Origin of the sequence: Bacteroides faecalis (assembly GCF_003865075.1) — a bacterium.
In the GTDB taxonomy this organism is placed as follows: domain Bacteria; phylum Bacteroidota; class Bacteroidia; order Bacteroidales; family Bacteroidaceae; genus Bacteroides; species Bacteroides faecalis.
Genome location: NZ_BHWB01000015.1, coordinates 66,398 through 88,181, shown reverse-complemented (window position 1 = coordinate 88,181; position 21,784 = coordinate 66,398). Strand labels below are relative to the sequence as shown.

General features: G+C 49.2%; 17 protein-coding genes and 2 pseudogenes. 3 read left to right on the top strand and 16 right to left on the bottom strand.

The features are described from left to right. Positions 1 to 4 precede the first annotated feature (4 nt). From EJF25_RS19405 to EJF25_RS19365, 9 genes are all read right to left on the bottom strand, one after another. The gene (locus tag EJF25_RS19405; RefSeq protein ID WP_005842183.1) at positions 5 to 649 is read right to left on the bottom strand and encodes a hypothetical protein; all 645 of its coding nucleotides are present in this window, start codon (positions 647 to 649) and stop codon (positions 5 to 7) included. A gap of 11 nt (positions 650 to 660) precedes the next feature. Next, positions 661 to 1,434 carry a hypothetical protein gene (locus EJF25_RS19400; protein WP_125042336.1) on the bottom strand — a complete coding sequence of 258 codons (774 nt, stop codon included), beginning with the start codon at positions 1,432 to 1,434 and terminating at the stop codon, positions 661 to 663. Positions 1,435 to 1,438: 4 nt separating this feature from the next. After that, complete coding sequence (locus EJF25_RS19395; protein ID WP_122298757.1) at positions 1,439 to 2,008, bottom strand: conjugal transfer protein TraI; 570 nt, start codon at positions 2,006 to 2,008, stop codon at positions 1,439 to 1,441. Next, positions 1,986 to 4,430 carry a TraG/VirB4 family ATPase gene (locus EJF25_RS19390; protein WP_125042335.1) on the bottom strand — a complete coding sequence of 815 codons (2,445 nt, stop codon included), beginning with the start codon at positions 4,428 to 4,430 and terminating at the stop codon, positions 1,986 to 1,988. Before EJF25_RS19390 ends, EJF25_RS19395 begins: the two co-directional genes overlap by 23 nt. An 11-nt stretch (positions 4,431 to 4,441) precedes the next feature. Further along, the gene (locus EJF25_RS19385; RefSeq protein ID WP_195582147.1) at positions 4,442 to 4,693 is read right to left on the bottom strand and encodes a hypothetical protein; all 252 of its coding nucleotides are present in this window, start codon (positions 4,691 to 4,693) and stop codon (positions 4,442 to 4,444) included. Positions 4,694 to 4,743: 50 nt separating this feature from the next. Further along, a complete protein-coding gene (locus EJF25_RS19380; RefSeq protein ID WP_005842194.1) occupies positions 4,744 to 5,031 on the bottom strand; it encodes a hypothetical protein in 288 nt (95 codons plus the stop codon). Between the two features lie 265 nt (positions 5,032 to 5,296). After that, the gene (locus EJF25_RS19375) at positions 5,297 to 6,736 is read right to left on the bottom strand and encodes a type IV secretory system conjugative DNA transfer family protein (protein ID WP_117873822.1); all 1,440 of its coding nucleotides are present in this window, start codon (positions 6,734 to 6,736) and stop codon (positions 5,297 to 5,299) included. Position 6,737: 1 nt separating this feature from the next. Beyond that, positions 6,738 to 8,993, bottom strand: coding sequence for a DUF5712 family protein (locus EJF25_RS19370; RefSeq protein ID WP_122298753.1), 2,256 nt, complete (start codon positions 8,991 to 8,993; stop codon positions 6,738 to 6,740). A 4-nt stretch (positions 8,994 to 8,997) separates the two neighbouring features. Then, on the bottom strand, positions 8,998 to 9,618 hold the full coding sequence (locus tag EJF25_RS19365; protein ID WP_117873818.1) for a BfmA/BtgA family mobilization protein: 621 nt from the start codon (positions 9,616 to 9,618) through the stop codon (positions 8,998 to 9,000). Positions 9,619 to 10,371: 753 nt separating this feature from the next. Between EJF25_RS19365 and EJF25_RS19355 the strand changes: the two genes are divergently transcribed. Then, positions 10,372 to 11,412, top strand: a complete 1,041-nt coding sequence (locus EJF25_RS19355; RefSeq protein WP_032839855.1) for a replication initiation protein — start codon at positions 10,372 to 10,374, stop codon at positions 11,410 to 11,412. A gap of 275 nt (positions 11,413 to 11,687) precedes the next feature. Here EJF25_RS19355 and EJF25_RS19350 read toward each other — a convergent pair whose 3' ends face one another. Beyond that, positions 11,688 to 12,374 carry a SprT-like domain-containing protein gene (locus EJF25_RS19350; RefSeq protein WP_125042334.1) on the bottom strand — a complete coding sequence of 229 codons (687 nt, stop codon included), beginning with the start codon at positions 12,372 to 12,374 and terminating at the stop codon, positions 11,688 to 11,690. Positions 12,375 to 12,686: 312 nt separating this feature from the next. Between EJF25_RS19350 and EJF25_RS19345 the strand changes: the two genes are divergently transcribed. Then, complete coding sequence (locus EJF25_RS19345; RefSeq protein WP_117873813.1) at positions 12,687 to 13,097, top strand: hypothetical protein; 411 nt, start codon at positions 12,687 to 12,689, stop codon at positions 13,095 to 13,097. 57 nt (positions 13,098 to 13,154) lie between these two features. Here the strand turns inward: EJF25_RS19345 and EJF25_RS19340 are convergent, their stop codons facing one another. The 6 genes and pseudogenes from EJF25_RS19340 to EJF25_RS19315 form a co-directional block, all read right to left on the bottom strand. After that, a complete protein-coding gene (locus tag EJF25_RS19340; protein WP_117873811.1) occupies positions 13,155 to 13,634 on the bottom strand; it encodes a hypothetical protein in 480 nt (159 codons plus the stop codon). Beyond that, complete coding sequence (locus EJF25_RS19335; protein WP_125042333.1) at positions 13,631 to 14,158, bottom strand: hypothetical protein; 528 nt, start codon at positions 14,156 to 14,158, stop codon at positions 13,631 to 13,633. Before EJF25_RS19335 ends, EJF25_RS19340 begins: the two co-directional genes overlap by 4 nt. Positions 14,159 to 14,382: 224 nt before the next feature. Beyond that, positions 14,383 to 15,927, bottom strand: a pseudogene (tnpC, locus tag EJF25_RS19330) (IS66 family transposase); the annotation flags it as partial. 103 nt (positions 15,928 to 16,030) lie between these two features. Next, the gene (gene tnpB, locus EJF25_RS19325; RefSeq protein WP_125042331.1) at positions 16,031 to 16,414 is read right to left on the bottom strand and encodes an IS66 family insertion sequence element accessory protein TnpB; all 384 of its coding nucleotides are present in this window, start codon (positions 16,412 to 16,414) and stop codon (positions 16,031 to 16,033) included. After that, positions 16,402 to 16,818, bottom strand: coding sequence for an IS66 family insertion sequence element accessory protein TnpA (gene tnpA / locus EJF25_RS19320; protein ID WP_008997427.1), 417 nt, complete (start codon positions 16,816 to 16,818; stop codon positions 16,402 to 16,404). The genes tnpB and tnpA overlap by 13 nt, the downstream gene beginning before the upstream one ends. Before the next feature lie 360 nt (positions 16,819 to 17,178). After that, positions 17,179 to 17,625 (bottom strand): annotated as a pseudogene (locus EJF25_RS19315) (GLUG motif-containing protein); the annotation flags it as partial. A 70-nt stretch (positions 17,626 to 17,695) separates the two neighbouring features. Here EJF25_RS19315 and EJF25_RS19310 point away from each other — a divergent pair. Then, positions 17,696 to 21,661, top strand: coding sequence for a hybrid sensor histidine kinase/response regulator transcription factor (locus EJF25_RS19310; RefSeq protein WP_125042330.1), 3,966 nt, complete (start codon positions 17,696 to 17,698; stop codon positions 21,659 to 21,661). Positions 21,662 to 21,784 lie beyond the last annotated feature (123 nt).

Sequence of the window (21,784 nt, the reverse complement as noted above, 5' to 3'; positions counted from 1 at the left end):
AGCGTTACTTCTTTTCAGGTTCTTGTTCTATCCGGACGATCTGCTGTATGAACTGGTTAAAGAAAAATCCCGTCACGTTCTCCGGAAACTGCGGCGTGGTTCTCACGATCTCCCCTTTCGTCCTGATAAGAAATCTTAGCTTCTGCCCCGAAACGCCGTAAATCGTCAGGGTGGAAGTGAAAGCCACCTTGTACGGCTCATTGTCCCCGGCGATCGTCTGGATACTGTCTATCTCGCACTTATAGACTGCCCCATTCTGCACCGCATCAAAATAGGCCTTATCATTATAATACTTTGAGAACACGGCGTTCAGATCGTTCTTATTGACATAAAAGGCGGCGTGCGCCTGGTTTTTTTTCAGGTTCAGGCGATCGAAGCTGTTAGCGTACCCGGTCGCCTCGGCGCACGTCTTTTTCACCAGGGCAAGAAACAGGGCCTCGCTATCCTCGGCGTGCGTTTTCAGGTACTCGCCGGATCGCTCCACCACAACCACCTTATCCAGTGCCGTAAAATTCACCACCAGTCCCCAGGCCAGCACCAGGACAACCACCACCAGGGCAAAGCCCAGACACAATTTTAAGTTTACCGCCCCCTTGCGCTTGGCCTCGGCCAGCGTATCAAAATCTTTCAGTATATCGTCTTTATTCATAAGATCAGGATTTAAAACAGTTCACGACAAAATTTCACGCTTTTGGCAAACAGGAAAAGTTTGAACACGAAAGCGAAAAGAAGTCCCAGCATGGTATATTTGTTCTGTCCGCACATGTGCATGATATTCTCCGCAATGATAGACCCCAGGGCGTTGGCTATCAGGAACGCCGGGATCGTCATGTAACAGACAAACAGGTTTTTCAGGTATGCGTGCGTATAATGCCTCGTTTTCTCGTCCATGTAGAGTATTACGGCTATCGGCGTGACGATCTCCAGGAGTATAAGATACAGATACCTGGCGGCGGCAAAGAAGAAAAATATATATTTCGTTGCGTACAGGAGTATCGTATAAGCCGCAATATTGAACGGCAGCATGATAACCTCCTGAATCTGCTGCCCTACCCAGTTATGCCGCCTTTGTACGTCCTCGATATAGTCCTTTGTAAAGGTTACGATCGCCTCGTCAATGCTTAGATCCACGTCCTCCTGATAACGGCTTATCAATTCGTTCTGAATATTCCCAAGTGCCGTTTCCACGATCGTAAAGGCGAACGGTGCGACCATGATAATGGCGAACACATAAATATAGATATAGAACAGTTTGAAGAACTGTTTCATATCGACGGGTTTGTCCCCCTCGCTAAAGGCCTCTTTCCAGGCCGTCACGAACTTTTGTATCACGATGATAACGGCGATAAAGGAACAAAGGGCGATGATCCCCTGGCTGACGCCGTTCATCTTGACGGCCTCGTATGCGCTAATCACATTGTCGATCACTTCCATAGGCTCACTTCTTGGCTGTTGATTTCAGGGCTGCAATCCGTTTTATAGCGTCATTGACCGTATTAAACCTCGCTCTCTCGTCGAGCATCTTGTCCCGGTTCTCTTTCAGCTTGTTATCCAGATCCACGATAATTTTTATCCTTTCCCCGTCGGTCATGCTCACCGAGGGCGATATGATCGTCCGGATCAGGTCAAAGGAAAGCACGCTTTCCTCCATGATCTTGTTCAGCACGTTCGTATATTCCCCGTATGCCTCCTGTCCGGTAAACACGTCCGACCGGGTGCACTCTTTCGCCGCCAGTTCCAACATTTCCCCCTGCATGGAAAGCACCTGCAACACCATTTTAGAGTTTTTGATAACCCCGTTCACCTGCCGGTACAGATCCAGGCTCTTAGTCAGTATGTCCCTGGATTCCCCCAGCACTTGAAACTGTTCGTATGCCTGTTTAAGTTCTTTCGCCCAGGTTATCTGCGATAGCTGCGTCAAGGCCGGATCGGACACCACCCACTGGCCGAACGCCGTACAGTAACAGCACATCATCACAAGCAAACTACATAGACATTTCCGTTTCATAACTTTTCTGTTTTAATTGTTTATACTTCTCTATGGCCGTTTCCATGTTTCCGGCCTCCTTGTAAATCTCCTGCAATTTGTTCCATTTCTCGCCGTCGGTCTGGAACGCAAGCAATTTTTCCGGTGAAAGCTCCAGGCGTACCACCGTTGCGTAACTATCCATAAACCGGATGAATATCTCCGAATACGGCCGTACCCCTGAAAAGTCGTTACGGATCGACTTCATCAGGTTTACGTGGCTCCGGTTCTTGATATGGAACGCCTCTACCGTCTGGTCGTAAACGATCTCGTTGGCCGGAAGCACGTATAAGAGTTGCGTATTGGCGATAATGCCTTTCGTGTACTCGTTATCGGGAAGCTGCGCCAATGACTGGACGATCGTACCCACCGCACCGTTTTCCTTGCGGAGTTTCTGGTAACAGAACGCCACCGTCGAATGTATGTCCGCACCTGAAAAGGTGTCCTTTATAGACTGGCTTTCTGCGTACTCGTCAAAGATCAGCATCCCCCTGACGGAACGATCCGAAAGGATCTTGTTCTCTATCGTATCGAAAAGGATTGTCATAATGACGGAAATCAGGAACGGATCTTTCTTTATCTTCGTCAGCTCAAAGACGATAAAATCCCGGTTCTGCATATCGTTCTCCAGTGGGGACGGCTTGCACACGTTCTCATAAAATCCCCCTGGCATAAATTCCGAACACACGTGCAGGAAGCTGTCTATATCGAAGTATTCCGGCAGGATATTCAAACACTCATATAGTTTTTTCCCCTCTCTTTGGACGTACCTGTAAAAGTCCGGGAAACAATGGCCGTCGGGAATATCCTCGTAATAACGGCAAATAATCTTTGTCAGCGAAACAACTTGTTTCGTGTCCTCCATGATCGCCTTAGACCGCCAGAATTTAAGCACCAGGTTTACAAGCGTCTTTATCTTCTCGTTGTCCGGCTGCTTCCCGGCCGTATAGAACGGATTGATCCCCAACGGGCTGCTGCCGTCATAATCAATATGCAGCGACCTGTCCGGGTACAACTGCGAAAGCTGGTAAAAGCTCTTTCCGAACTCGACGACGATCTGTTTATAATTCTGCTCGATGTTCTGCTGGATGATGTTCAACGACGTAACCGACTTTCCCCCACCCGTCGATGCGACGATAATCATGTTACGTGCCGGAATGCGTTTCTTATCTGCGTCCCAAACGTCCTTTCGGATCGGTGTTTGATACAGCCGTTCGTTAAACAAGATCCCCTCCTTGTCGCTGCGGAACGTAGAGTAATTGATCCCCATGCAGAGCGACGAATGCAGATCCGAAAGAAACAGGTAATCCGGATTCAGGTTGTTTTCCCGGCCGATGATCGAGCCGATGAAGATATTATAAAGCCCCTCGTAACTTGGAATGTAATATTTAAACCCGGCGTTCGTGAAAATCATTTTTACCTGTTCCGTCTGTCGGTTCAGGATCGTTTCGTCGTCCTCCAACAGCAACACGTTCAGGTGCGTTTTGCAAAGCACGTTTTCCTCGTTGATGATCTCCTGCTCATACGAGGCCAGGCCGTCATAACGGCTTTTTATGGCCTTGTCAAACTCCCGGTAACGGCCGAACAGCTTCACCCTCTCGGCCAGTTCCTCCCGGTAGCTTCCCCCGGCGAATTTCCATATCTGGTTTACCACATGGGAACAGGGCACATGAACGCCGATCCTTTCCAGCATTGACATATAAAGCTGGCTGTTTGCCTCCTGCAAAATGCTGTCCGTAACATATACTTTCATCCTGTCGGGCAGATACCTTTCATCACAAACGGCAAAGAATATCCCTTTCTTCTGCCCGATCCTTATCATATCGGAACACTGTATATCCCTTAGTCCCTCGTCGTCATGGAAACCGTTCACGTACCGGAAAAGGTGCTGTTTCACCTCGGCCACGTTCAACGGCCGGATCTGCGTGCTACGGATATTCCGGATAATGGAAACCGCACTCTCCACCGATTCCAGAAACTCGGCCAGCCTGTCCCGGTCTGCCTTTGCCAGTTTCTCGCTATACGCCAACGGGTTGGCCTGGTACGCTTTTTCAAGGCTTTGCAGTCCCGAAAGCGTAAAGGACAATATGCAGAAGTGATGCAGGTATTCCCGTCCGTCGAAATACTTCCTTTCGGCCGTCTGTATATAGCCCTCCCCCTCGATCACATATTCCGGCTTGAATTTCCTGCGTAAAAACACGTCCTGCTTATGTATAAACCCGGTTCGGACATACTGGAAAGCCCGGAATAACTCGTTATGCCTTTCCTCCAGATCCGAGCGATCCAGCGAATAGGCCTCCGGCAATTCCAACAGGTAGGAAACGGATATTTCGCCGGATTTGGTAAGTATGGAAGATCCTACCGTATCCAAGATACAGTACGCTTGCGCTGCCGATATTTTCATAAAAAGAGTGTTTACAGGCTGTTTAACAGATCCTTATTCGATATGACAAATACCTGTCTTTTGAACTTGCCGAACTTGCGCTGCATGGAAAGGTTGATAAAGACGATCCGCAAGACCACAGAGGCGAACGCCCCGGCCACCAGCGAAACGATAAAGGCCAAAAAAGATCCCTCCCCACTCATGGCACTTGTCAGGAAGCCCACGACAAAAAGAACAATCACAGCCAGGATAATACAATAGATGCAAAAAAACTTCGTTCTCATTCCATGCACTTTCAGGGGTGTTTCCAGCCCCTTTCTAACCTGGAAGTCCATTAGAGGGACATTTTAAGTTTGCTATTGATAAGTGCGATAACGGCGGCGATGATCGCAAGCCCGATGATGATGTAACCAACCACCCAGAGTAAGTTTACAATACCCTCTTTTCTTGTTCCCTGTCCGTCCCGGTCTATAATCTTATCATAATTCATCACCACACCGATCCCCACTCCCACGATCAGGAGCATGGCGATCACCGGAACGGCATAATCACTAAGGAATGTGTTTACTTCATTTCTAATACCTCCAGTAGCCTGGAGCAAGATAAACAAAGGCGTTTTCATAAGGAGTTTATTTTTAAGTATTTAAGTAAATAAATTCTTATCCGGCCAATCTAAAAACAACCTTTGCTATTGCACTGGAGTTTCAAAACTGGAGTGTATTTATACAATTATATTGTACAAGATCCATTCCAATTTGACATAATACACTACTGTTTTAATAAATACACTAATTATCAAACTTTTATAATTTTACCCCTTTTTTATATTCCACAAAAAAGTGTGGAGTTGTCCCCACACTTTGTAGAACATAGCCACACTTTCCCTGTTATTCAATGCCCTGTATATCCTTTATGATCTGCTGGTAATTTTCCTCTATGTCCGAGGCCAGTACGGGATGCACGATTGGAAGCGGATCTTCCTTGTCCCCGTACATTTCAAACCTCAAATGAAAGTCCCTCATGTTGGAATGCGCCGCACTTCCCACGAACTCGCCCGATTTCAGGCTGGTAAAGAAATTCGTGTCGTATATTTCCTCTTTCTGCGTGGAAACGGTACGGCTGCGGTTCTCCCCTCCCCGGCCGCTTCCGGTGGTCTTTGAGACCCTCTGCCTTTCCTCTTTCCCGAAAACAAGCGGATAGCTTTTCAAGGCCTCTATGTCCTTTGTCCGGCCAAAGAACTGGTTCCCGAAATTGGCTTCTATCGAACTGCGGTCATATTTCCCGTATATCTTCTCGATCTTCGCCGCCGACTGCGTAAGAAAAACGAAACTGCAAAGGTATTCCCTTAGAACGGACGGCAGTTTCTCGAAATCGGCGATCCGGAACGTGGTCGCTTCATCCAGGAAGTAGAAGAACGGCACTTTGTTCGCCAGCGTGAAACGCCGGGACGAAATGGAAAGCATGAGCGATATAACCGGGGAAATCAGGTTTTCGATCTGATAGGCGTTCGATACGACAACCAATTTCGGACATTCCGGATCTATCAGGTTAAAGTCGAAATCATTTCCGGAAAGGACATAACACACCTTTTTTTCGTTGGCGAGCGTGCTTAGACTGTTGGTAAGGCTGCTTAGATAGCTGCTTTGCGTCTTGGGGCTGTCCTTTGCGTCCAGGAACGCCCCAGCCAGTACCCGGCTCTGGTGCTTGCCCTCCAGGAACGACGTTATCCGGACAGTTCCGGCCGAACAAATGAAATTAACGATATGGGGTATCGTGCAAAACTGCGGATAGTCGTTATAAAACCGGATCGAAACGCCCCTTAATATCCCCAACGCCCCGTTAAACCACTCGTCCCGTTTGCCGTCCTTTCCCTGGTAGGCGGTCAGCATATCATCCATTAGCTGCAAGAACAAGGTTTCATTCTTCACCACGGAAGGGCGTATCGGATTTGTCCGGTGCGTCCGTTCCATATCCGTGAAACTGATCTGGAAGCACCCATAAGGGTAATTATGTTTTTTTACCAGGTGTACGGCCGTCCTTGCCAGGTCGAAATCCTTGTAATTATAGACAAATCCGGCAAACCCGGCCTGTATATACTGGCTTAACAAGGGCTTTCCTATGCTTTTGGTCTTTCCGGAGTTCGCCCCACCATAGACCAGGAAATTATCGAACGGATCGGCAAAGGTTATTTTCCTCCCTCCCCCGGCCGACAGCTCAAAACGGTATTTCTGTCCCTTTTGCTGCTGTCTGCCGGAATTTGGAAGCAACAGCACAACAACGATGATCCCCACCAGGCAGGCGATCCCTATAATAATATACATCATCATATCATAACTCTTTAAACGGGTTTAAAAAACTGCCGATCTGTTTTATCAGCATCATTTTTATGTTAGCCGGGTTCTGTATAAGACTGACGGCCTTTTTCACGTTGCCTACAAGCATCCTTTCCGTCCTGAAACTATCCCCCAGGATCTCGTTTATCAACTTTTGTTTGGCCTTACCACCGATAAACCCGACGGCCTTGTCTGCGTTCCGGTACGCCCCCCTCTCCCTTTCCCGGCCTCCGGTATCTTTGGCGTACCCGGTAAAGGCAAGCAAATCCCGGCGTTCCATGAAGAAAGAACTTTCCCCCTTAATGTAAGTATAGTTTCCGGCCTCGTCCCTTTCGATCGTATATCCCCTCTCCCTCATGGCCTTGTTTATCTGCCTAACCGTCCGGTATTCGGGATTTGCCAGGCACTCCCTAAGATCCTCGTTCCTGACTGCGTACCCGTGCTTATATCGGTCTATCAAGTTGATCCCATTCTCGTATGCGTATTTGCGGATCGCCGAAATCGGCACATAGGTTTTCGTTTCCTTATCAAACAACACATCATAAGACACCTCTTTAAGCTCTTTCCTGTATCTGACCGGATCGGGTTCGGGCATGAGCTTTTCCGCTTCGTTTTCCGTTTCTTCCGGACGTACCTCGTTCCCCGGCGTTTCCTGCTGTGGCTGCTGCGCTTCCTCCTTTGCTTCCGGCTTTCCGGTCATGCTCTTATCCTCTTCCGGCTCGATCGGCACTTTCTGGTATGTCAGGAAAGAAATATTCTTGGCCTCCAGGCCGTTTTCCCGGTAGGCCACACCCTCCTGCTTGTACTTGTACAGGTTAAAACGTTCGATAATGCCCTCCATGTGGCGGCTCTCCAGTTTCGGATCTGCGAATTTTTTCAGATCCTTGTGCCGTATGCTCACCCGTTCACCCTCCCGTGAAAAGGAATGTACCCCTTTCCGTACCTTATGCGTGTAGCCTTGCTCTTTCATGGCTACGACAATCTGGTTAGCGGACGTGAAACGGTAGTTCTCCAACAGATTTTTAAGCTCCGGGTTCTTGACCTTCTTCAAGACGGCTTCGGCCGTCGGTTCGCTTTTCACCAGGTTTATCCGGTGCTCGTACGCGAACTGCCGGACTGTTGCGAACGATACCGTCGTATGGTTTTGTTCATCATAAACCACTTTATAAGCGACCTCTTTCAAGGCCTTTTCCCCTTTCTGCGCTTCATCTTTGACATACGTCGAGAAACTTATATCCTTTACCTGCAAACCGTTCTCCCTGTACCCGGCCGGGTTCGCCTCGTACTTTGTCAAATCGAAACGTTCCGTTATGCTTTTTAGCTGCTCGTCCGATAGCGGCTTCTCAAACGCTTTCAAAAGCCTGTGTTCAACCTGGAACACTTCACCCTCCCGTGAAAAGGAATGCACCCCCTTCCGTACCTGATGCGTGTAACCTTGTTCCCTCATGGCTGCGACGATCTGGTTTGCCGCCGTAAACTGCTCGTCCTGCAATATCCTTTTAAGCTCCGGGTTCGTAATCTTCCCGATCTCGGCCGATACCTGCGGACGTACATAAGTTTCCCCCTCTTTAGCCTGATAACCGAATTTCCGGTTAAAACATTCCTGTACCCTGACTTTCCAGCCCTCATGTGAAAAGCCCCGTTTCACCGTCCCCCTGCCCTCCAGTTCCCAGGTGTTCCCGGCCGATTTAGCCCCCGGAGAGAGTTTCACTTTCCCGTCCAGGCTCTTTCGTGAAACGATTACGTGAACGTGCAAGTTCAAACCGGGTTTAGGCTCTCCGATCCTGGCTATCCCCTGTTTCACCTCTTCATCTTCCGGATGATAGGATCGTTCCGTTTCCACACGTGCGTAATACATGAGATCCCGGCCTCCCCTGATATTGTCCCGTCCGAAGTTCAAGGCGTATTCATCCATAGCCGAACGGGTGAACGCCTCCAGCTTTTGGAAAACCTCTTTTTTCTCCTGTGGTGTAAGTTCCTTAAAATCGTCCACTTTCCGGCCGATAAGGTGCATTTGTTCCGACTGCGACGGATTGAGCGAAAGCATGAAGAATTTAGCGTCGTTAGCCCCTAACGCCTTTTTGTTCCCGTCTATATCCATGATTACCCGTTCGGGTGAAATATCCTGCTCCGTATGGGAGAAAAAACGCTGCCCCTCCCCCGTTTCCTTTTCCAGATAACGCACCAAGTCGTGACAGCTTCCCGTATTTCCGCTTTTCACGTCCTCGGCCGGGTGTACTTTGGCAAACATAGGCTTATTTCTTTAGTTCGTCCTTTAACCTTTTCACCCACATATCCAGCGTATTACGGTCTATCTCATAAACCGTATCGTTGAATGTCGGTATCTTCTTCACCTCGTCGATACGCTCCACGATCTCCAGGATCTTGTGCGTATTGCATCCGACGGCCGGAGTTCCTTTCTCCTGCCGGGCTATTTCGAGATCCGTTTGCAGTTTCCCGGCCTTCTCCCGGTTTTCCCTGGCTTCCTGTTCCAGTTGCCTGGAACGCTCCAATAGTTCCTGTACCTGTGAGATGTGCATATATTCGTCCGGATTGTCCCCCGGCGTTTTCACTTCCCCGACAAGCGACAAAAGGAGTTGTTCGATATTTTTCAGCCTTACGTTAGTGGATTTCTCGATGCCCCGAACAACCTCGATCACCCGGCTTGCCTGCTCTTTGGCCGCAATGTTCGGCGGCATTACGTTCGACTGCGGAGTGATCCCCGTCGTTTCAAAATAGAGTAACATTTCGGCCACGAACGCATCGTGCGATTTGCTTCCTTTCAGCATATCAAGCCTAAACCTTGTACTCTCCTTTATACGGATAGACGTATCTTTACTTGTTGTTGCCATAATTTCACGTATAGGGGTTTGCATACATAAATATCGGCTACAATATACTATAATTCAATGAATTATCAAAATAATGTATGCAATATGTATGCGAATTGCATACATATAAACAAGTAAACAGTTATATATCAGCGATTTAAAAATTCAGCATTGGACTTAGTCCAATGACTGCTTGCTCACTTCGGTAAACCGTCGTTCTCTCTCTCCTTGCTTCGCTCGTCGCTCCTGGAACGCTCCGCACGGCTTCGCTCCAATACATCAGACACCCAGCCCACGAAATGCGCATTACAAATGTACACCGCCCGAAAAAAGTGTACATTTGTAATACGTCACAATCGTTCCGATTCTCTTTGATTTTATAGTACAAAAACGAAAATTTACATATTTTAACGCGCGGAAAAATCGCCCTAAAAAACGCTTCGCTCGTTTTTCTCCGTTTCTCATTTTTCCGCTTCCAAAATGTGCATTTTCCACCCGCTCCGAAGCCTGCAATTCCGTAAGATTTTCCTCCTTTGTGAGAATAGTCTTTGTAGAGGTTCTTTGTAAGAAAACGTTTTTGCGTTTGCAATTAATTGAAAAACAAACAGTTACAAACACAAAAACACAACCTAAAATACTCATTTTACTAAAATCCGAAGGGGAAAAATACTCATTTTACTAAAATAGCCCCCTCCGATAAATACCCATTTTACTAAAGGTTGCGATAAAAAATACCGGGTATCTTTTGGCGGTATCTTTTATTTCTTTAACTTTGTCCCAAACTCAAAAAACAAGCCTATGGCAACCAACGACATCACCCTCTATATTCCTCCTACGGAGGAAGAAGTAATGTTAATCCAGCCGAATAACGTAACATTCGGCCAGTATTCCGTTACCGAGTGGCAAGAAAACCTACTGACGCTCATAAGCGACCAGATCCAGCAACACATGACCAGGGAAAAACAACTGCCTAAAGACCTATTTAACCAGCCTGTCGTCGAGATCAAATGCGACGAAGCCGGGGGGAAGAACAACAAGAGCAAAGTTCTAAAAGAGGCTATCGCCATGATGCGGAAAAACTTTTCCTTTCGCTGGGTGCATCCCAATATCCACCAGACGGTGGAAACGTTCGGGGTGGTGATAACGACGGTACACAACATCAAAGGCACAAACCGGGTAGCCCTGACGCTCAACCCCTGGGCGATCCCTTTCCTGCTCTACTACGGTACGGGTGTCGGCGGTACAAGGTACGGGAAGAACATCGCCTTAACCCTCCGGGGCAATTACACCAAGCGGCTCTACAAGATCATTTGCAGCCAACGGGACAGACGGGAGTATTATTACTCGATCGAGCAATTCTGCAAAGACCTGGAGATCCCGGCCTCCTACTCGAACGCACAGATCGACCAAAAGGTTTTAAGGCCTGCACAGACACGAATCAAGGAAAGCGAGGCCGATGTATGGTTCGATTACAAATTCATCTGCAAAACGCCTAAAAAGGGGCAAAAACCGAAAGCCGACACTATTATCCTGTTCATCCATGCGAGAAATCCCCAAGAACTGCGAGGCGACCAGCAACAACAATACTCGTTCGTTTACCGTTGGGTTTACGGTGCTTTAAGCTATCCGAGCGACAACACCCCGGTAAGAGCACTCGACAAGATCCTGGAAAGCGGACGGCTGAAAGACGTGTACGACCGTTGCGCCTATTACGACGAGAAGGTTTGCAGCGGTGAAATGAGTACAGCCCACGCACATAACTCACTGGCAAAGATGCTGCGTGAGGATTTCGGTATCAAGGCCAGGGGGAAAAAGAAAGATCCCGACCTGTTTGGTTAAATCCGGAAGATTTTCTATATTTGTGTGCGGCCGGGGTGGTTCCCGTCCGTCTGGGGGCTGACGGCTATTGCACGTCAAGCCTTAAAAGTGGGGCGAATTGACGTATTACGACATCCCCACTTTTTCATATGCCCCTATATTGTAATGCACATTACAATAATACTAAAATACTAAGATTAGTATAGACTTATCTTAGTATTTTAGTAAAACGAGTATGCTTGAAATCTGCCTCCGGCGGGGTTTTTACTGGGGGCTTCTGACCTTTGCACTGTTTCCTATTGCTCCGTAAAATCAGTGTCGCACAGTCCGCACCTTAACACCAGCCCGGATTTTCCCCACACGTTACAGCCGCACCCACAAGTGTATTTCTTCCGCTTTCCGCTTTTGCTCTCCCCCTCGTCCGGATCTCCCGGTTCTTCCGTTTCGTCCCCGTCGCCTTCGGCGATGCGGATCGGCCGGGTGGGTACAGCCGCCAAAGTCGGCTTGTACCTAAGCCGCAAGTTTTGCAGATCCTCCCGGCTTAGCGTATTGAAAACCTGCTCGAACTTCCCTCCCGGAATGATATAATGCGTAACGCTCTGGCCTGTCCTTTTGCCTCCGGCCTCCCCGGTGTCGGACGGCATCAGTCCGACCTGGATCATCTTGTCAGCCCATTGCGAATTATGATACCCTCCCCGGCTCGGCCTGCCGAAATCCTCCTGCCACAAATGGCACATTTCATGTACCAGGGTAGAATGCCAGTCCCGATCTTCCCGGTTCATGAAATCGGGGTTGATGCTGATCTCGTGAACGACCTTTTTTTCCTGGCCGTCCCCTCTCCAACGGTTGGCGGCGAAAAAGCCGAACGCCCCACCGTGACGGGACATATTCACGATACATTCCGAAAGCTCACCGTTAAAAATTGCGTCGTTGTAAAACTGATACAAGTCGTCCAACGTCTTGAACTGGATCGTCGTTATCATAAGCCTTTTGTTTTTCAATCCGAATGCAAAGATACAGATATTTTTGTAATGTACATTACAAAAATACTAAAATACTAATATTAGTACGACCGGATATAAAAGATACCCATTTTACTAAAATGCTTGAATAAGTACACGTTACGTTTACAAAATACACTACTGTAATGCGCATTACAAAAATACTATTTTTAGTATATACTAAAAAACGCATCTATCCGGAAGATTATTTGAGATAATTTTCCTATCTTTCGGCCGAAGAATCCCGGAACGGAAATTTAAAATATCCACGTTCCCAATAAACCATATACGCCCATGTTTCCAAATTACAAAGACTTTCAGATAGCCGTTTACTACACGCTGGGAAAAGCACTCCCCAAGCATATAGAGGAAGTGCAGACGGAGATCATCGAGAATTTCGATATAAAATACAATTCCCCCATGCTCGAACACCCGTTACAGCGTACCCCCATTTACGAGAAAATCATCCTCCGCATATTAGATACAATGGAAGATTTAAAAGAGATCCACTTTTCAGACGACCGTACCCACGTCGTCCTTACCGGAATTGGGAAACAACGCCTGGACGAGTACGGAAAAGAGATAAACCAACGGTTGCCTTTCATATTAAGGCATAAAAAATTCAAGCGTCACACCAAAGAAGAGTTAGACAAGGCATACCGGGAACTTAAAGAGTACACCGATGCGTATCTCTCCCAGGATTGAGCGCACGAACTAAAATACTAAAAGTAGTATCTACTATTTTTAGTAGATATAGTAGTATCAAACGAAACGTTTCTTTAAGGCGATGATCGGGTTTATCATCGTCTTGTACATTTCCAGGGGTTCACCCATAAGCTCGCACCGGATTAAATGTATCAGCCTCTCGTCTTGCGGATCTGTCGGCTGCTCCTGGCAGTCCCTCCCCGTCCTGGTCTGATCCTCCAGTTCGGCCACTAAAATATACTGGAGCGTAAAGATGTCAGCCACGGTTTCCACCTCCCCGGCCACCTGTCGGTATAACTTCCGGTACTCCGGCCAACGATCGGTATCATAGATATTCGCCTCGATATAGGCGTTTATCTGCGGAGTGGTGGCCGTCTGCTCGATTTCCACGCCGGAAAGCCTGCGGATCACCTCTATTTTAAGTTTTTTCCCGGTAAACTTCTGTTTCGGCCTTAACCTATACTGCGGCATTTCCCCCAGGGAGATAAACGGCTCTTTATCCCCCTTTCTCCGGTAAATGAAATATTCCGCTATCATCGTTCGGGGATATTCAAAACGTGATCCACTAACAGGGCTTTGTCCTCCGGATTCGCCTTTATCCAGAACAGCGACCAATTCAAGGCGTTTCCATACTCGTTAATACCGTTTTCCCGGACGGTCTGCCCGGCTGTCGGGGAAATCCCTTTCAGGCATGAAAGCGCATTATTATTGCCAAACATGGCATATCTGTTAAAGGCTTCCACCTCGAAAGGATAAATATCAAACCTTTTTTTTCCCTGGACGACCTGCGCAACAATCCGGCTATCATAGTCCGGATATTTGTCGGGTTCGACCTTAATCCCCAGGTTCTCCAGCAAAGCCCGGTTTATCCGATCGTCCGTCCCCAAATAAAACTGAAAGAAATCACCGTCATACTCCCTATATTTACCTAAAAGATGCGCATACAGTTCCGCATTCACTTTTCCGTAAATACAACTCTTTATGAAATCCTCGTCGATACGGTTTCCGGCTATCGCATTGGAAACAACATCAATAATCTGTATAACCTTCGGTTTGTTCATATTACATTATTTTATCGTAAGCGGTTGGGCAAATACATCTTGTAGATTTGATTTTTCCCAAGAGAGATCACTCTGCTTGAGTTATGTATATGTGCAGTGGTAAGACTTATCGGTTCGTCAGAGTTTCAGGTTGCGTGTACAGTTTGCCTATGGACAGTCCTGGGATTGTCCATAGACATTCCCGGGACTGTCGGGAGAGTGTCGTGGCTTTGTCGGTATCCACCCCATCTGTCAGGAAGGAGCTCGGTGAGTTTTTTCTCTGACTTGGGAGTAAGATAATAGGGAAGTTTGCTGATTACATCATTCAGCCACTCACGTGGATTGACTCCACATTCCTTACAGGAACCGAGTAACGAGCAGATGACAGCCGTGTTTTCAGCCGCTTGCCGATTTCCACAGAACAGCATATTCTTTCTGGTCAAAACCATAGGTCTAAGTGCGTTCTCCGCCCTGTTGTTATCTATAAAAATTCTTCCATCGTACAGATAATGCCTCATTCTTGGTATGAGAGGATAAGCGTAGGCTATAGCCTTCCCCATCAGACTGCGCTTAAGCACTTTGGAGTATGTGTTCTGAAGCCAGAGCTCGAAGGCGTCAAGTAGCGGACCGGCCAGACGTTGCCGTAGCGCTGCACGTTCCTCATAGGAGAGTTGCCGCTCATCAGCCATATACTCCACGTTATACAGATCTTGTATAAATTTAAGTCCTTGCATGGCATATTCCCGGTTCTCTTCCCTGCATGACTCTATGTGGCGTCTGATATGTGCGAGACATCCGCACAGGCGCACGTCCTTCCGGTTCTCAAAAGCGTCATAAGCGGAGTAGCCGTCACACTGGAGGTATCCTTTGAACGTTTTCAAAAGATCGACCGCCACCTTTTGAGAACGCGATCCGTTGGCATAATGGAAGAAGAGCAGGCGCGGCACCGCCGCTCGTACTATCCAGATATACTCCTTTGCCGCCTTATGCCTGTCATGGTCTATGACCGGGAGAGTGGTTTCATCCACCTGTATGTAGTCAGAGGAGAGGACTTTCTTTTTGAGTTCAAGGTAAAGAGGTCTTAAAAGTTCACAGACCGGCTTGAACCAGCCATTCAACGTGTTTCTCGACAGTTTCACTCCCAGGTGTTCCGGTTGCTTGACCTGCCGGTAAAACGGAACGTGATACTCGTATTTCTGTAAAAGTATCTCCGCGAGCATGGAAGCCCCGGGCATACCTTTATATATGGGCATCAACGGCAAAGGAGCGGTAACTACCATCCGCTTCCCGTTTTCAACTGCCTCCGTTTCGTCTTTGATTGCATACGTGGGGCGTACCGTGTCTTTTACATAGAGATACCCGGGTTTCATCTCAAGGGTTCTGGTGTGTTCCTCGCCTATCTTGACGTATTTGCCAAGGTCGAGGTCTTCCGGCTCGATGACAACCGTCACGACCGGAAGGTCGTCCATGATGATCCGGTTGCGGCGTGGAGTTTTACCGGCGACTTGGGGTTTGGGGGTGATAATCTGCGCCGCCTTGTTTCTGGCCGCTTCGATTTCCGCCTCTATCTGTCCCAAGTCGCCGTAATCAAAAGGGAGCATGGGGTCCCCGTTGTTTATAGGATTGCATTTCTCACTCATCTTCCCGAACACTTTCCTTTTCAACCATGCAAGGGAAGCGTTCAGTTCAACTATCGTGGCACGGAGCTCCTCTATGGTCTTGGCCTGGGACTCGATGATCTCACTTTGCTTCCGGTTTGTCTCCATCAGCAAGGCAAGCTGTTCCAGCATGGGGTCCGTCACCCGCTTCGGCATATCTTCTTTCGTTGTCATTCAATATCCTGTTTGATTGTATAAAGGTAGTGAAAAACAACCGGAAAAGCAAGCCGGCAAGCTATTTGTTTACAGATATTTGCCAGTGTCTTTTCAGATCGGAGAGCCGTCTTTGCCTTCCCTTTCGTTTGTCCTCGTTGATGCCTTCCACCATGATGACAAGATCACTCCATGTCATGGGGTACGAGTGGGTTTCAGGATCATAAGCGGGGATTTTAAAAGTTCCTTCCTCAAGCAGTTTCTCGTACATCACCAGACCTCCCGTTTCTGCGTGCAGAAGCTTTATACGTTTTTTTAGCCTGTTGATAAAAATGTACACATCTCCATTCCGGACATCCCCGTTCATTTTTTCCCGGATCAGACCGCTCAAGCTGAACATGCCCTTACGCATGTCGGTACTGCCGGGGCATAAAAAGTAACGCGTGGAGTCGTTCAGGCAAAACATGTTCCACACAGTTTAGTGAGCAGGCTCAAAGCGGCTTTACAGCCACCCGTGCCCTTAAATTTCATTTTAATCCCGTTGGGAAGCTCCAGGGATATTTCCGAGTTGTCAGTACATTTACCGGAAGTTTTCTCTGTCTTTTGCGGACACAAGGCAGGTTGGGACTGAAACGTTGGTGCAGATACATTGTTGTTGTCTATGCTTATCGGAACAAAACCATCCATGCCAGCTGTGGGAACACTTCCGGATTTAAGCTCCTCGTCCGAGATATTGAAACGTGAGCGCCAGTCGTAAAACTGGGAACGGTTATATCCTTCATTCGCACAAAAGTCCTTTACCGTTAAGTTGCTTTGGCGTTGTCGAAGAAGAATATGGAAAAACTCCTCCCTTGTCATATATTTTGCCATAAATCCTTTTTGCACACAAAGATAAGCGGGAAAGGATATTATGACAAGATGTATTTGCTCAACCGCTTACATTGGTTTGAACACTGTCCGGCTCATCGTCATTATTTTTCTTGCCTCTGTGAAAAAGTCCCATGTTTTTTATTTAATTACTTGATTTGTTGTCTTTAATGAGCACCAATCTTGACAATGTCCGGCTTACAGATTCCATATTTACACTGGAGTCTATATTATTATTGACAAAGCCTTGATGCCAAAACCTATATGGTGGATTCTCCGTGTGTTCCATCACGTCCTCCTTTCTTTATTGGGGTTATACTTCGGTTCTTTCCGTTGCGGGCGGAACTTTTTCCGCCCGACGGTTTACTGCTTCCTCAAGGTAGGCAATGCTCCGTTAAGTTCGTAACGCCACTCTGAGCCTGCGTTCTGCAAGGCGGTGTTCATGGCATCAACGGCTTTCTGCCAGGTAACGTCAGTGCCGTCTACCTTCGTGACTTCGGTGTCGGTGCCTACCTTATTGTAGCCGATGCCTTGTTCCTTATTATTCTTCCAGTAGCAGGCGGTCACGGTGGTGGAGTTATATCCACAAAAGCCGCCGATATACACATTGACGGTGCTACTACCTGTACTGGTTACGTTGCCCGTGGCATAGCAGGCAAGGATGCGGCTTCCTCCGTTGAATCCCACCGCACCGCCGACATCGATATTATTTATGGGGGCTATTTCTAAGGTCACGTTGCCCGTGGCATAGCAAGCGGTCATGGTGGCATTCGAATTCGTCTGACCTGCCACGCCGCCGACATCCGAGGTTATGTTTAAATTTGTATATTAATTTATATTTTTATATATTTGCAACAGTTGTTGTCTAATTTACATCAGAATGACACGTGTTCGGAATATGGGAAGAATACTGTCCGCATTCCTCATGCTGGGAATTTCCTCCATGTGCGGAGCCCAGATATATAAATACTTGGGAATAGAGGACGGATTGAGTAACCGGAGGATTTACCGTATCCAAAAAGACGGGAGGGGATACATGTGGTTCCTCACCCAGGAGGGGATGGACCGTTATGACGGCAAGCGGATCAGGCATTACACTGTTCTTGACGGCAATCTGAAGGTGGCCCCGCAAGTCAATCTGAACTGGCTCTACACCGACACGGAGAACACGCTGTGGGTTGTGGGAAGGAAAGGCCGTATTTTCCATTACGACACCCTCCATGACCGTTTCCGGATGGTATACAGGATACCCGGTCTTCAGGATGACTTCGCCACGGGCATGCTCTGTTACGCCTATATGGACCGTGGGGACCGCATATGGCTCTGTCAGGGTGACCATATCATCCGCTATGACACCCGCACAGGCATTGCGCAGCGGCTGGTCTCCCGTTTAAGAGGTGATATAACCGCTATCAGCGAGACGGACGGTACAAACCTTTTCATCGGTACCGTGAACGGACTTTTTCCGGTACGGGAAAGGGACGGTGTCCTTGAGGCGCTTGCGGACACGGACAGCATCCGGACGCCGGTCAGCGAACTCTACTACCACCCCGGTTCGAAGAAACTGTTCGTGGGAACCTTCAGGAAGGGCATACTTGTATACGGAGTGTCCGCAGGCAGTACGCTGCGGAATGTGGCCGTCAACCGGATCACCCCTCTCAATGACCGGGAGCTGCTGATAGCCACGGGCGGAAGGGGGGGATACAGGATGGATATGGACTCGCTAGTGCCCAAACCCTATATAACCGCCGACTACGCCAGCCACAACGGCATGAACGGAGACAATATCAATGACATTTATGTGGATGGCGGGGACCGTATCTGGCTTGCCAACTACCCCGCCGGAGTCACAATCCGGAATAACCGCTACCAGAGCTATGAATGGTTCCGGCACTCACCGGGCAACAGCCGGTCGCTGGTTAACGATCAGGTGCATGATGTCATCGAAGACAGCGAAGGCGACTTGTGGTTCGCCACCAGCAACGGGATCAGCCTGCTGCAGCCTGCGGTAGGACGGTGGCGCTCCTTTCTCAGCCGGTCCGATGGGATACAGGATGGCGGGAACCATATCTTCCTGACGCTCTGCGAGGTCTCGCCGGGTGTCATCTGCGCCGGCGGGTACGCTTCGGGCCTGTACAGGATCGAAAAGAAAACCGGGAGGGTGGAATACTTTCCCCCCTCCTTTGCAGCAGAGGGGCGTCCAGACCAGTATATCAATGACATCGGAAAAGATTCCGGAGGATGTATATGGACAGGGGGCTGCCACAATCTCAAACGTTTCGATCCCCATGACGGCACAGTACGCCTGTACCCGGTCCCGGGCCCCATCACCGCCATACTGGAGAAGGCTCCGGAATGGATGTGGATCGGTACCGGCATGGGGTTGTACCTGCTTGACGGGCACGGGGGGACCTGCAGACATATCGCCTTTCCAGTCGAGGCGGTTCATGTCTATGCACTGTACCAGGCACCGGACGGGCTCCTGTATATCGGCACCGGCGGGGCGGGACTTCTCGTCTATGACAGCGTGGAGGACAGGTTCGTCCGCCAATACCAGACCGAGAACTGCGCCCTGATATCCAATAACATCCATACCATTGTCCCCCGTGCGGACGGCACCCTGCTACTGGGGACCGAAAACAGCGTGGCCCTGTTCCGGCGTGAGAGCGGCACTTTCAGAAACTGGACGGCAGAACAAGGGCTGGCAAGCGTATGCCTCAATGCCGGGGTATCCACTTTCCGGCACGGGGAAAGCTTCGTGTTCGGGAGTAACACCGGAGCCGTCATGTTCCCCTCCGACATGAGGATACCCGCCCCGCATTTTTCTCGGATGCTCCTGCGGGATTTCATGATCTCCTACCGCCCCGTCTATCCCGGGGACAAGGGATCCCCCTTGAGGGAGGATATTGACAATACCGTCAGGCTGGAACTTGCATATGACCAGAATACCTTCTCCCTGGAAGCTGTCTCCATCAACTACGACTATCCCTCGAACATCCTATATTCATGGAAATTGGAGGGGCTCTACGAGGGCTGGAGCCATCCGGTCCAGAGCGGGCGGATACAGTTCACGAGCCTGCCCCCAGGCAACTACACCCTGCGTATCCGTGCCGTCTCCAATGAGGAGAAATACAAGGTGTATGAGGAAAGAAGCCTCGGTCTGAGTGTCGCCCGGCCGCTGTGGGCGGGTACATGGGCCATTGCCGGATATGCGTCATTGTGTGTGTTGGCTGGGGTGGTGTCTTTTCGCGTTGCCATGTTGCGCAGGCAGAAAAGGATATCAGACGAAAAGACGTGCTTCTTCATACATACTGCCCATGATGTCCGTACTCCGCTTACGCTGATCAAGGCTCCGCTGGAAGAGGTGGTGGAGAAAGACATGGTGAAGGCGGAGGGGATGGACAATGTACGGATGGCCCTGAAAAGCGTGGACGGACTTCTGGGATTGGTCACCAGCCTGATAGATTTCGAGAGTACGGACAACTACACCTTGAGACTTCATGTCTCGGAATATGAGCTCAACAGTTATCTGGAGACGACCTGTGAGGCATTCCGCACATATGCCTCCATCAGGGACATCGATATCACCCGTGAGAGCGGCTTCCCTTACCTGAATGTCCGGTTTGACAAGGACAAAATGGACTCTATATTGAAGAATATACTGTCCAACGCACTGAAGTACACTCCACGGGGCGGGAGTATCCAGGTCCGTGCCTTCGTGGACCGGCATGTATGGGGTGTGGAAGTGGAAGACACGGGGATTGGCATTCCACCTGAGGAACGGAAGAAACTGTTCAGGAACCATTTCAGGGGCAGTAATGCCGTCAATCTGCAAGTGGCGGGAAACGGTGTCGGACTGATGATGGTACATAGGCTGGTAAGGCTGCACGGAGGCAGGGTCCGCGTTACCAGTACCGAGGGGAAGGGGACCATGGTATGTGTTATTTTTCCCCTGAGGAGCAGACGCCTTGACAAGGCATGCCCCGTTGCTTCGCCCAGGAAACAGGATACCGGGGAAACCCGCATGGGACCGGATTGCGGCCCCATGCGTGAGATCCTTCCAACAATGACCGGCGGGGACCGGCAGCGTATTCTTATTGTGGAGGACAATGACGATTTGCGGACCTACCTTGAGGGGCTGCTGAAAGAGGAATACCTGGTCCAAACCTGTTCCAACGGACGGGACGCGCTGCTTGTGGCGAGAGAATACAATCCGGACCTGATACTTTCGGACGTTATGATGCCTGAAATGGGAGGGGACGAACTTTGCGCGTCCGTCAAATCCGATATTGAGACATCCCATATCCCGGTCATGCTGCTGACCGCCTTGGGAGATGAGAAGGACATGCTGGAGGGGCTGGAAAACGGAGCTGACGCCTATATCACCAAACCGTTTAGCATAAACGTGCTCAGGGCGAATATCAGGAACATACTGGCAAACCGGGCACTGCTCAGACGGGCATACGCCGGTCTTGAGGACGGAGTCGGACAGGTTCCGCCGGACTGCCACAATACCCGGGACTGGAAATTCATGGCCTCCGTAAGGGAATGCGTCATGAAGAATATCGACAACCCCGGTTTCTGTGTGGACATGCTCTGTGGCATGCAGAACATGAGCCGCACCGGATTTTTCAACAAGTTGAAGGCGCTCACCGGCCATGCCCCGGCTGACTATATCCGCTCCATGCGGCTGCAATATGCGGCACAACTGCTCAGGGAAAAAGACTGTTCGATAACGGAAATCTCGGATGACTCGGGGTTCTCCGATGTCAGATATTTCAGGGAGGTGTTCAGGAAGTACTATGGAATGAGCCCGAGTGAGTACAGGAATTCGATGAGAGGATAACATCACGGGCAGACAGACTCCAGGATATGGCAGGTCTTATTGTCGGAGATGGTGTATGTTTCGCTCCGCACCGACAAGCCGGGCACGGTTAGCTCGTTCACCGTAATGATGAAGGCGAACAGC

Coding starts and splice junctions, on each gene's coding strand:
- EJF25_RS19395 (WP_122298757.1), bottom strand. CDS start 2,008: ATGAAACGGAAATGTCTATGTAGTTTGCTTGTGATGATGTGCTGTTAC.
- EJF25_RS19365 (WP_117873818.1), bottom strand. CDS start 9,618: ATGCAAACCCCTATACGTGAAATTATGGCAACAACAAGTAAAGATACG.
- tnpA (WP_008997427.1), bottom strand. CDS start 16,818: ATGGCAAAATATATGACAAGGGAGGAGTTTTTCCATATTCTTCTTCGA.
- EJF25_RS19340 (WP_117873811.1), bottom strand. CDS start 13,634: ATGATAGCGGAATATTTCATTTACCGGAGAAAGGGGGATAAAGAGCCG.
- EJF25_RS19405 (WP_005842183.1), bottom strand. CDS start 649: ATGAATAAAGACGATATACTGAAAGATTTTGATACGCTGGCCGAGGCC.
- EJF25_RS19390 (WP_125042335.1), bottom strand. CDS start 4,430: ATGAAAATATCGGCAGCGCAAGCGTACTGTATCTTGGATACGGTAGGA.
- EJF25_RS19350 (WP_125042334.1), bottom strand. CDS start 12,374: ATGATAACGACGATCCAGTTCAAGACGTTGGACGACTTGTATCAGTTT.
- EJF25_RS19385 (WP_195582147.1), bottom strand. CDS start 4,693: ATGAGAACGAAGTTTTTTTGCATCTATTGTATTATCCTGGCTGTGATT.
- EJF25_RS19375 (WP_117873822.1), bottom strand. CDS start 6,736: ATGATGATGTATATTATTATAGGGATCGCCTGCCTGGTGGGGATCATC.
- EJF25_RS19345 (WP_117873813.1), top strand. CDS start 12,687: ATGTTTCCAAATTACAAAGACTTTCAGATAGCCGTTTACTACACGCTG.
- EJF25_RS19355 (WP_032839855.1), top strand. CDS start 10,372: ATGGCAACCAACGACATCACCCTCTATATTCCTCCTACGGAGGAAGAA.
- tnpB (WP_125042331.1), bottom strand. CDS start 16,414: ATGTTTTGCCTGAACGACTCCACGCGTTACTTTTTATGCCCCGGCAGT.
- EJF25_RS19335 (WP_125042333.1), bottom strand. CDS start 14,158: ATGAACAAACCGAAGGTTATACAGATTATTGATGTTGTTTCCAATGCG.
- EJF25_RS19310 (WP_125042330.1), top strand. CDS start 17,696: ATGACACGTGTTCGGAATATGGGAAGAATACTGTCCGCATTCCTCATG.
- EJF25_RS19400 (WP_125042336.1), bottom strand. CDS start 1,434: ATGGAAGTGATCGACAATGTGATTAGCGCATACGAGGCCGTCAAGATG.
- EJF25_RS19370 (WP_122298753.1), bottom strand. CDS start 8,993: ATGTTTGCCAAAGTACACCCGGCCGAGGACGTGAAAAGCGGAAATACG.
- EJF25_RS19380 (WP_005842194.1), bottom strand. CDS start 5,031: ATGAAAACGCCTTTGTTTATCTTGCTCCAGGCTACTGGAGGTATTAGA.